Source organism: Erysipelothrix inopinata, from assembly GCF_014396165.1.
Taxonomy (GTDB): domain Bacteria; phylum Bacillota_I; class Bacilli_A; order Erysipelotrichales; family Erysipelotrichaceae; genus Erysipelothrix; species Erysipelothrix inopinata.
The window spans coordinates 705,874-717,277 of the sequence record NZ_CP060715.1 but is presented as its reverse complement, the minus strand read 5'-3'; the positions used below and the strand labels follow the sequence as shown (position 1 = coordinate 717,277).

Genomic DNA, 11,404 nt, shown 5'->3' with positions numbered 1-11,404 from the left:
ATGTAATTTCGCGCCTGATCTATTTAAAATCAGTTTTTTATGTTTATCGCTTGATAAACGTGTGTTCGCTTATTTTTTTATTGCTTAAGTTACTGTTTGTTTAACTTGATGTAAATCTAGTTATTACAACTATTCGAAAAGATATTCTGTTGATAACTTTTAATGTCTATCTATCTCTTCTGTTATTCAGTTTTCAAAGATCATTCATTTCTGAGATGCTTACAGCCTCTCAAAACTAAACAGGAAACTATTTTGTCAATTTCACGTCTTTCTAAAATATTACTCCTTAGAAAGGAGGTGATCCATCCCCACCTTCCGGTAGGGATACCTTGTTACGACTTAACCCCAATCATCGGTCCTACCTTCGACGGCTCCCTCCCTTTACAGGGTTAGGCCACCGGCTTCGGGTATTACCAACTCTCATGGTTTGACGGGCGGTGTGTACAAGGCCCGAGAACGTATTCACCGCGGCATGCTGATCCGCGATTACTAGCGATTCCGACTTCATGGAGTCGAGTTGCAGACTCCAATCCGAACTGAGACGTACTTTCTGAGATTCGCTCCACATCACTGCTTCGCTTCCCTCTGTATACGCCATTGTAGTACGTGTGTAGCCCAGATCATAAGGGCATGATGATTTGACGTCATCCCCACCTTCCTCCGGTTTATCACCGGCAGTCTCTCCAGAGTCCCCAACTTAATGATGGTAACTGAAGACAAGGGTTGCGCTCGTTGCGGGACTTAACCCAACATCTCACGACACGAGCTGACGACAACCATGCACCACCTGTATCCGCCATAACTATTACATATCTCTATGCTTTTGCGCGGTATGTCAAGACCTGGTAAGGTTCTTCGCGTTGCTTCGAATTAAACCACATACTCCACCGCTTGTGCGGGCCCCCGTCAATTCCTTTGAGTTTTACGCTTGCGCGCATACTCCCCAGGCGGGATACTTATTGCGTTAACTACAGCACTGAATTCTATCCAACACTTAGTATCCATCGTTTACGGCGTGGACTACTAGGGTATCTAATCCTATTTGCTCCCCACGCTTTCGAGCCTCAGCGTCAGTTACAGGCCAGTTAGCCGCCTTCGCCACTGGTGTTCCTCCATATATCTACGCATTTTACCGCTACACATGGAATTCCACTAACCTCTCCTGCACTCTAGTCTACCAGTTTCTATGGCATCACGGGGTTAAGCCCCGAACTTTCACCATAAACTTAATAAACCGCCTGCGCTCCCTTTACGCCCAATAATTCCGGATAACGCTCGCCACCTACGTATTACCGCGGCTGCTGGCACGTAGTTAGCCGTGGCTTTCTGGTAAGGTACCGTCATAGTACGAGCATTCCCTCTCATACTTGTTCTTCCCTTACAACAGAGCTTTACAACCCGAAGGCCTTCTTCACTCACGCGGCGTTGCTCGGTCAGGGTTTCCCCCATTGCCGAAAATTCCCTACTGCTGCCTCCCGTAGGAGTCTGGGCCGTGTCTCAGTCCCAGTGTGGCCGGTCACCCTCTCAGGTCGGCTACGCATCATCGTCTTGGTGAGCCGTTACCTCACCAACTAACTAATGCGCCATAAGCCCATCTCTTTGTGTTGTATCCCAACTTTAATTAATCGAAGATGTCTTCGATTAACGTATCCGGTATTAGCAGACGTTTCCATCTGTTATCCCAGGCATAGAGGCAGGTTGCTTATGTATTACTCACCCGTTCGCCACTAAGTTTCGAATCTAGCAAGCTAGTTTCGAACTTCGTTCGACTTGCATGTATTAGGCACGCCGCCAGCGTTCATCCTGAGCCAGGATCAAACTCTCCATTTGATTCTTTCTCATTTTTTTAACTCTGACGAGTTTATTTTGTTTTGTTTTTATTTACTTGAAATTGACGTTTCCTGTTCAGTTTTCAAAGACCATTTGCTGCGCCGGTTTCCCTTAGCGCTTGTACATAATATCATTACCTCAACACCCTGTCAACGCTTTTTCGCATTTATTTCATTTATTTTATTTTATTAGTGAAACACATACAAAAAACAGCCTAAATAGGCTGTTTTCAGTGTAAATATTTTATTTATTTAGTAATTGATTAATTAGATTTTCTGTAGTAAATCCAAAATGTTTGAAAAGTTGGTTACCTGGACCTGATGCTCCGAATGTATCTAATGTTAAATACTTCCCATCAATTCCAACATATTTACCCCAAACACGTGACGTAGCTGCTTCAACTACCATACGGTTTCGGATTGCGTTCGGTAAGATTTCTTCACGGTATTCATTTGATTGTTCATCAAACAATTCCATACAAGGCATACTTACAACACGAACACCTAATTTACCATCAAGTTCTTTAGCTGCATCAATTGCTAATGAAACTTCAGATCCTGTAGCAATAATAATTGCTTCAACTTCTTTTGGTTCATAAACAATGTAGCCACCTTTAAGTGCTCCCTTACCCGTCATTTCTAATTGAGGTAAGTTTTGACGTGATAGGATCAATCCTACAGGTGTTGTTTTTGATGTTAGAGCATGTGCCCATCCATATGCTGTTTCAGTTGCATCTGCAGGTCTGAAAGTATGGAAGTTTGGTAATGCACGCAACATTTCTAATTGTTCGATTGGTTCATGTGTTGGTCCATCCTCACCAACACCGATACTATCGTGTGTTAGTACATATGTTAATGGAACACCCATTAATGAACTCAAACGAGCCATTGGTTTTAAGAAATCAGCAAATACGAAGAATGTAGCTACATAAGAACGAAGTCCTCCATATAACATAATTCCATTTCCCATTGCTGCCATTGCATGTTCACGAACACCAAAGTGGATATTTCTTCCAAGATAGTTGTTTGCCGCAAAGGATTCTTCATCATTCATATGAGTCATGTTCGATGAAGCAAGGTCTGCTGACCCTCCAAAAATGTTTGAATATTTATCTTTAAGACGATTAATCATAATTCCTGAAACATTACGAGTTGCTTGAGGTTTATCCTCAAATTCCCATAGTGATGAATCTGCTTCAAGTTCTTCTAATGTAATCTCTTTAAAATCTTCATCCCACAACTTAGCAAGTTCAGGATATTCACGACGGTAGTCTTCGAACATTACGTTCCAAGCTTCGTGTGCTGCTGCACCTTCTTGTGCAATTTCGTTATAGTGAGCGTATACTTCTTCAGGAACAAAGAATGGCTCGTGGCTTGGGTATCCGAGGAAATCTTTAAGGGCAACGATGTTATCTTCACCTAGAGGTGCACCGTGTGCTGCTGAACTTCCTTCTTTAGCACTTCCGTATCCAATTTTGGTACGAACTTCGATAAACGATGGTTTATCAAGATTTGCTTTAGCTAGTGTTATTGCAGCATTGATTGCTTCGAGATCATTTCCGTCTTCGACTAAGAATGTTTCGAAACCATATGCTTCATAACGTTGTCTAACATTTTCTCTGAAAGCTAAATCTGTGTCACCTTCAATAGTAATGTTATTTGAATCGTAAAGAACAATTAAACGACCCAATTCAAGTGTACCAGCTAGTGATGAAGCTTCGCTGGTAATTCCTTCCATCATACATCCATCACCTGACAGAACATAAGTGAAGTTGTTGAGCACTTCATAACCTTCACGGTTATATTTAGCTGCAAGATGCTCTTGAGCCATTGCCATACCAACTGCTGTAGAAAGACCTGCCCCTAATGGACCTGTCGTCGCTTCCACACCTTCAGTGTGACCATACTCTGGATGTCCTGGTGTTTTTGAACCCAGTTGACGGAAGTTTTGGAGATCTTCAAGAGATACTCCATAACCAAATAGATGTAATAACGAATACAACAATGCTGATGCATGACCAGCAGACAAAATAAACCGGTCACGATTAATCCATTTCGTATCGTTAACATCGAAATTCATGTGGTTTGCCCACACTGTGTAAGCAATTGGTGCAGAACCTAAAGGCATTCCCGGGTGACCGGAATTTGCTTTTTGAACTGAATCAACCGACAGAACACGCAGTGAACTAACCGCTAAATCTTCAATTTTACTCATAAAAATACGCTCCTCCTGCATTCTTACAATACCTCATTTCGACCAATCTTTCAATTCATTCCATAAAAAAAGCCAGACGTATCTGGCTATAATTTTGTGATTGCAGCAATTGCATTCTTTAACTGTATAAACTTCTCATATGATTTTTCCGGACTGGTATCCACTACACAGTAATAGAACTTGCATTTTGGTTCTGTTCCTGATGGTCGAATTGCAATCCAAGAACCGTCTTCTAAGAAGAATTTTAGAACGTTTGATTTTGGAAAATTAAGAACATCGCCTTTTGAATTTACCGAGAGAAGGTAATCTTCTTTATCAACTACCTTGAGCCCACCTATTTCATTAATTTCATTATCACGGAAATAACTGAGAGTTTCTTGGATTTTTGCAAGTCCTTCAGCTCCAGCCAAAGTAAATGCTACTTGATTTTCATGATAGTAACCAAACTCATCATAGAGCTCATTCAAACGATCAACCAAAGTTTTATTTTCGTGAAGATAGTAGTTTGCCATTTCAGCAACCATGATACATGCCTGTGGTGCATCCTTATCTCTTACGAATTCCTTAATTAAGTAACCGTAGCTTTCTTCGTAACCGAACACGAAGGTTCCTTTATTACTCTTGTTAAGATTCTCGATTTTTTCACCAATATACTTGAATCCCGTTAAAGTTTTTTCAACATTAACATTGTACTTTTTAGCAATCAATTCACCGAGATTAGATGTCACAACTGTGTTAAACATATAAGGATGTTCTGGCATCATCTTTTTCTCGATAAGGGAACTGTAAATATAATCTTGTAAGAGTGAACCGCCTTGGTTTCCGGTCAGATTTACATACTGACCTTGGTGTTTCACGACAATACCCATTCTATCCGCGTCGGGATCACAAACAAGAATTAAGTCAGCATCATACTTCTCAGCATATTTGATAGGCAACTCATAACTTGCTCGTTCTTCGGGATTTGGGGTTTTAGTATTCGTAAAGTCAGGATCGTAATTACTTTGTTCTTTCACCACAATCACATCATAACCGCATTCCTCTAAAATATTGGGAACAATAGGGTATGATGTACCGTGTTGTGAACTAAATACAATCTTAACTTTTTTGTCTAATTCTTTTCTTAATTGCAATGATTTGACTGCATCCATATATAAGGTATCAAAATCAAAGGGAATTTTATGAATCAGATCGCGTTCCCCTTCTGGTAGGGCGATATCAGTGACATCACCTAACTCACCAATAATTTCGATAACTCTCGCCACCTTATTATCTACAAGTTGGCAACCTGTTTCGTCATAGATTTTATAACCATTATATTCTTTGGGATTGTGACTAGCAGTGATAACGATACCACCCACACATCCCAGGCTTCGTACAGCAAATGATAATTCAGGAGTAGGTCTTGGATCTTGGAATACATGCGATTCAATTCCAAATGTTGACAACACTCTTGCACTGACATCCGCAAACTCTCGAGATTGATGACGGTTATCATAAGCAATCGCAACCTTGAGTGGTTTATCACTAAATGTCTCTGTAAGGTATTGACCAAATGCATAATTTGCACGAGCTACCGTGAAATCATTCATTCTATTTGGCCCCATTCCTAAAACGCCTCGCATCCCCGCAGTTCCAAATTCCAATTCTTTATAGAAAGCATCTTCAATTTGCTTTTCGCTCATTGCCTCATAACTCTCTTTAATCCATGGATATTCTTTAGATAATTCCAACCATTTTTCAATATTCATGTTTCGCCTCCTGTATATAAAAAAATAGAAGATAACCATCTTCTATTTTAATTCAATTATAAAATTAAGCAACGACTTTTTGAGCTCTTAGAACTTCTTCGATTGTCTTAACTGCTTCTTCTTGATCTTCACCTTCAGCAGAAATAACGATTTCTGATTGTGTTGGGATACCAAGTGACATAACACCCATGATGGATTTCATGTTCACAGCTTTACCTTTATAGCTAATTTTAATTTCGCTTTTAAATTTGCTTGCTGCGTTAACTGCCACTGTTGCAGGACGTGCATGTAGACCAACTGGATCAATAACTGTTACTGTAATTTCGTTCATAGTATAACCTCCTACTTTTCATTACAATTCTATACTATTTAAATCAATATTACAACGATTAGCCCTTATTCTTTTCAATAAATGAAAAGCCTTTACATTATTTGTGATAAGGGTGATTCTTTGAAATCATAAATATTCTATAGATTTGTTCATATAACATGAGACGAACTAATTGGTGGGGAAAAGTTAGGTTGGAAATTCTCCAACGATAGTTCGCTCTATTTCTTATTTCATCACTCACACCATGTGAGCCTCCGATAATAAACGCGATGGGTTTACTTGTATCAAGAACTCCCATAACATGCTCTGACATTTTTTCTGAACTTAAATCTTTACCTTTCAAGTCTAGAAGAATCACGTAATCTTGAGGACTAACTTTGCTCAGTATTCGATCACTTTCATCTTCTATTATGCCTTGAATATCTGAATCTTGCTTTTTGCTATTGGGCAGTTCAATCAACATTACCTGGGAAATAGGCTTTAGCCTTTTTTGATATTCAGCAATGAGTTCATTCATTGCCTTTTCTTTAACTTTACCAATAGCTACTATTTTTATCATTCAAGGACAACCTCTACTTCATATGTTTCACTACCACGTGCCAATTTCAGATTAACTTTATCGCCAACCTTTTTACCGTAAAGTTTTCTTCTAAAATCTTTGAAACTGGACATTGTATCTCCATCAAATTCCGTTAGAATATCACCTTCTTTGATTCCTGCTTTTTTAGCTGGGCCATTTTGAGTTAATTCAGCAATATACACACCCGATTGAATTGATTGTGGTATTTGATAATAGTTTCTTTGGAAAGGATTCAGATCTTGCACCGAAACTGCTGAGATACCTAAAATCGGATATGTTACTTTTCCATTTTCTTCAATTTGATTAATAATTGGAATTACTTCATTAATAGGAATCGAGAATCCCATTCCTTCAATCTGAGCTGACGACAGTTTCATGGAATTAATACCAATGAGTTCTCCCGCCATATTAACAAGAGCACCACCACTATTACCAGGATTGATAGCAGCATCCGTTTGGAGCACGACCATATCCCAATCTGAAACACCATCACCATTTAAATCTACTGGAACAACACGATCTTTTCCTGAAATAATACCAAATGTAACTGAATTCGCAAATTCAAGTCCTACAGGACTACCAATCGCTACCGAGAATTCCCCAACTTTCGTTAAGGAAGAATCTCCCATTTTAAACGGTTCAATATCTAAGTCTGCTTTAATTTCTAAGAGAGCAAGGTCTGTGTAAGGGTCTGAGCCGAGTAGTTGAGCTTCATGTTCTTCACCATTTGCGAAACGAACAATGAATTTAGTTCCTTTATCAACAACATGATGATTCGTAATAATCTTCACCACTCCAGATTCATTTTTATAAACAACCCCAGATCCACTACCCGCAACTTGACCTTGTTGTTCATTAATTACACTCACAACTTTGTTTTGCGACTTGTCTACAACATCTGTGACATTGGTATCAAACTCAGTTACGACTTTTTCAACCACTTTATCACCAGAATCCGATGATTGAGAACCTTTCTTTTCACTAACTTCCCATAAGCGGTATGTTAGAAAGCCATTCCATAACAGAAGCATTACCATTATTCCTAGAAATGTTCTTTTAAATCCTTGATCACTTTTCATTTTAATTTCCTCCAAACATAAGTTCAAACTGTTTGGCTACATTAAAATCTATGTGTTCATTATCAACAAGTTCTTGAACTGTCGACAACGCCAACGCCACTTCATTCGCTTCTTCACTCATGTGAGCAAGAACAATCTCCTTTGTATTTGCATCTACAATTTTTGACAATACCAGTCCTGCCTCTTCATTCGACAAGTGACCAGTATCTGACAATATCCGACGTTTGATCGAATAAGGTCTTCGCGTTTGCATCAAAAGCTCTGGGTCATGATTGCTCTCAAGAATGTAGTAATCAGCACCCTTGAGAAACTGCAAATCATAATCACGAATGTATCCGGTATCGGTAATATACACTAGTGTTTCGTAACCATCACATATAATATATCCCACAGAATCTTGAACATCATGTGACGTCTTTATGGGAAAGATGTCAAAATGTGCAAATTTGAACGATTCGTAGGGAATTACGTGTTGATATTCCCAATTTAATATACTCGGGCTGAATAATGTGCTTTCTTGGAAATGCTTCACCTGACTGGTATGGTCAGTATGATCATGGGTAATTAACAATGCATCAATATCACTAAAGTTCATGTCAATTTCCGCAAATCTTTGTGTTAAATACTTTTTAGTTGTCCCGCAATCAATCATGAGTCTAACTCCTTGCGATTCAACAATACAAGCATTTCCTTTCGAGCCACTAGCTAAAATAGTATACTTCATTTAACAACCTACCACGGTACATGGGTTAATCTTGGAACCACCCGAATATATTTCAAGATGAATATGTGGTGCAGTAGTTCGACCAGTCATCCCAATTGTACCGATATTATCACCTTTTGCTACTGTTTGTCCTGGTTGGAAATAACCTGGGGTCATCATATGGGCGTAAAGTGATCGATATCCATTTTGATGGTCAATAACAATATAGTTACCCCAACCGCCTGGGTTGTATGAATTTGTTACAACTACGCCTCGGTCTACTGAGTAGATTGGTCCATAACCACCACCTGGATAATGGAAATCAACACCTTGATGGCCGCTATAGCATCCATACCCACAGAGTACAGCACCACCATTAATTGGCCATCTAAATTTACCACTACCTACTTTAGGTTCAACTTTAGTACCATATCGAACGACACCACGGACAGGTTCAATGATAACTTTGGACGAAACATCTTTGGATGCTACGGCTTTACCGTTTACAAACGTTTCCTGATAAACAACATCCTTAGAACCATTTTGTTCAACAACTTCAACAACTTCCTTACCTTCAGTGAGAGTCGGATCTTCTTGATAAATTGTTTGATCTGGATATACAACTTCTGATGTGAGCGTCTCTTTTACAACCTCAACATTAAAAGGTGAATTGAACTCACTTACGTTAAGTTCCAATCCTTCATAGATAGCTTGATCCACAGATTTGATTTTATCACGGTTAATTGACGCAATTTGTTGAGCCGTCATACCGTGTTTCCAACCAACTCCATCAAGATTTTCATATTTTTCAACAACATATGTTTTAAGTTCTGGTTCAAATCCGTAACTTAAGAATGTAAGAATATCTGCTTCACTTTGATAGATTTTTTCTTTCGAAGCAAGCCCTTTAGATATCTTCAAACTTTCAATCTCATTACCTTCTTTAACTTCAAGCCCTACTTCTCGTGTTCCATAGTCGACAAGAGCAGGAATTGCTTTGTTATTTTTTAAAGCATCATAAGCACTATCAGATATAAAGTTCTTAACAAAACTTTCTTGAGCTTTCTTAAAGTCTTCCATATTCTTTACATAAATTACAGCACCGTTTTTAAATTCAATACGATTGGTTTCAATTGCAAATAGATTTTCTTTGTGGATATAGTCAAAAATCTCAGCATCTTTATTTTCGTATACATTGTAGGTTAGTTCGTTTGTTTGATAAAGATCATCTTTAAACCCTAATTTCGACCCGGGGTAATCATCTTGATATTCTTTTTCATACACTTCTTCAACAAGCGCATCCAGACGACTTTCATCACTTACAATACCAACAAGATCTTTTCCTCGATAAAGTTTTGTAACCTCATGAGGCGTCTTCCCTGTACTTATTACTTTTTGCGGGAACAATGCCATTGAAGCATCCGTCATTTCAAACATTGTTTTAACTTCTTGCGCAGCAGAGACATTTTTCAATGCAAATCCTAAACCAATACTGACTACAAGAGCCGCTAAAATTACGATTAAATTTTTCTTCATCTTAAACACCTACCTTTCATTAGCAACATCATAAAATTTACTAATAGTTGGATCAAATCTCATATATACATCCGCTAACGCACCTTGTCGATGCTTAGCAATTTTTACGAGAACCTCTTGAGTTCCGTCATCATTTTGTTGTGGTTTGGGTTCATCATTATCTTCATTGTTTCGATTGTAATATTCTTCACGATACAGAAACATAACAATATCGGCATCTTGCTCAATAGACCCTGATTCACGCAAGTCACTTAACTGTGGAATCTTTACGTCACGTTTTTCAACATTACGGGATAATTGCGATAGAGCAATAACCGGTACATTCATTTCACGGGCTAATTGTTTAAGGCCACGTGAGATTTCCGAAACTTCTTGTTGACGACTTTCTGTATTCCCGCGTCCAGAAATAAGTTGGATATAGTCAATGATTATTAAGTCTAATGTTCCTTCAGCTTTCAACTTCCGACACTTGGAGAATATTTCAGGAATGGTAACTGTAGAACTATCATCGATAAATATATTTGTCTGAGATAAAACACCGGCAGCCATATGAAGCTGATTGGATTGATCATCATTCAAATATCCCGTTTTAAGAAACTCAGATTTTACAGACGATTGAGCAGCAATCATACGACTCATCAAATGTGTTGCAGGCATCTCAAGTGAGAATATAGCGACTCCGGCTTTACCCGAATCATTATGACGCGCTACATTAAGTCCTAAGTTAAGCGCAAACGCTGTTTTCCCTACAGATGGTCTCGCAGCAAGGATTATTAAGTCCCCACGTTGTAATCCATTCATCAACGAGTTGAGACTGTTGTAACCTGTTTTTAGACCCGTAATCCGGTCTTTGTTTTCTTGAATTCTGCGAAGATTTTCCAAGAACTCCGCTACAACATCTTTACTCTTTTGCATGTCTTCAGTTCTACGCACGCGTGTCACTTCAAGGACGGATGATTCCGCAAGGTCGAGAAGTGCATCTAAATTTGTAGATGTATCGAACCCCTTTTCAGAAATCATTTGTCCTACTGCGATTAAACGACGTATCTGTGCCTTTTCTTGAACAACTTCAATGTAGTGTTTGAGACTCACTGGGGCAGCAGAGTTTTGAGTTAGACTGAATAGGTAATCCATCCCGCCTACTGAATCGATTTCATTATGATCCTTCATTCGCGAAATCAACGTTGTTGCATCTAGTATACGTCCTGTTTCAATAATTTCGAGCATGTGAGAAAAAATACGTTGATGTTCCGTATTATAAAAATCATCTACTTGTAGATTGTATTCTTGAACAGCATGAACACTTTCAGGGAAAACCATCAAGGTTCCTAAAAGTGCCATTTCTGCATCTTGACTATATGGCAACTTTCGCATTACGAC

The 11,404-nt window shown here is 38.8% G+C and carries 8 protein-coding genes and 1 rRNA gene; all 9 read right to left on the bottom strand.

The genetic code is table 11. The features are described from left to right. Positions 1-290 precede the first annotated feature (290 nt). The 9 genes from H9L01_RS03475 to dnaB all read right to left on the bottom strand — a co-directional run bounded on the left by H9L01_RS03475 (position 291) and on the right by dnaB (position 11,398). A 16S ribosomal RNA gene (locus H9L01_RS03475) occupies positions 291-1,830 on the bottom strand. A gap of 243 nt (positions 1,831-2,073) precedes the next feature. Continuing rightward, on the bottom strand, positions 2,074-4,044 hold the full coding sequence (gene tkt / locus H9L01_RS03470; protein ID WP_187534641.1) for a transketolase: 1,971 nt from the start codon (positions 4,042-4,044) through the stop codon (positions 2,074-2,076). Between the two features lie 86 nt (positions 4,045-4,130). After that, the gene (locus H9L01_RS03465) at positions 4,131-5,795 is read right to left on the bottom strand and encodes a phospho-sugar mutase (RefSeq protein WP_187534640.1); all 1,665 of its coding nucleotides are present in this window, start codon (positions 5,793-5,795) and stop codon (positions 4,131-4,133) included. 64 nt (positions 5,796-5,859) lie between these two features. Continuing rightward, on the bottom strand, positions 5,860-6,126 hold the full coding sequence (locus H9L01_RS03460; RefSeq protein WP_187534639.1) for a phosphocarrier protein HPr: 267 nt from the start codon (positions 6,124-6,126) through the stop codon (positions 5,860-5,862). A gap of 97 nt (positions 6,127-6,223) precedes the next feature. Beyond that, a complete protein-coding gene (gene rlmH / locus H9L01_RS03455; protein ID WP_187534638.1) occupies positions 6,224-6,685 on the bottom strand; it encodes a 23S rRNA (pseudouridine(1915)-N(3))-methyltransferase RlmH in 462 nt (153 codons plus the stop codon). Next, positions 6,682-7,785 carry a S1C family serine protease gene (locus tag H9L01_RS03450; RefSeq protein ID WP_187534637.1) on the bottom strand — a complete coding sequence of 368 codons (1,104 nt, stop codon included), beginning with the start codon at positions 7,783-7,785 and terminating at the stop codon, positions 6,682-6,684. The genes rlmH and H9L01_RS03450 overlap by 4 nt, the downstream gene beginning before the upstream one ends. A gap of 1 nt (position 7,786) precedes the next feature. Then, positions 7,787-8,509, bottom strand: coding sequence for an MBL fold metallo-hydrolase (locus tag H9L01_RS03445; RefSeq protein ID WP_187534636.1), 723 nt, complete (start codon positions 8,507-8,509; stop codon positions 7,787-7,789). Beyond that, a complete protein-coding gene (locus H9L01_RS03440) occupies positions 8,510-10,024 on the bottom strand; it encodes a M23 family metallopeptidase (protein ID WP_187534635.1) in 1,515 nt (504 codons plus the stop codon). 9 nt (positions 10,025-10,033) lie between these two features. Further along, complete coding sequence (gene dnaB, locus H9L01_RS03435) at positions 10,034-11,398, bottom strand: replicative DNA helicase (protein ID WP_187534634.1); 1,365 nt, start codon at positions 11,396-11,398, stop codon at positions 10,034-10,036. Between the last annotated feature and the right edge of the window lie 6 nt (positions 11,399-11,404).